The organism is Pseudomonas sp. SIMBA_041, assembly GCF_046535095.1.
GTDB classification, from domain to species: domain Bacteria; phylum Pseudomonadota; class Gammaproteobacteria; order Pseudomonadales; family Pseudomonadaceae; genus Aquipseudomonas; species Aquipseudomonas mucoides.
In genome coordinates, this window is sequence record NZ_JAWRXJ010000715.1 from 1 (window position 1) to 248 (window position 248).

The following is a 248-nucleotide window of genomic DNA, read 5'->3' on the forward strand; positions in this document are numbered from 1 at the left end:
GGTCACGATGACGATAGTTACGCCAAGTTGCTCATTGATATCGCGCAGACAAGTCAGCAAACTACGGGTCGTTGCAGGGTCAAGTGCACTGGTTGGCTCATCGGCTAACAATACTTTTGGACTAGGGGCAATCGCGCGGGCAATACCCACACGCTGTTTTTGTCCGCCTGATAGCTGCGCAGGATAGTGACCAGCACGATCGGTCAAATCAACAATCGCAAGACAATCCATGACGCGTTTATGAATAT

Annotated in this window: 1 protein-coding gene; it reads right to left on the minus strand. The window is 50.4% G+C overall.

The window, feature by feature from the left end; all coding sequences use genetic code 11:
- A partial coding sequence (locus tag SB725_RS32965; protein ID WP_410923668.1) for an ATP-binding cassette domain-containing protein occupies positions 1-248 on the minus strand: 248 nt, incomplete at both ends.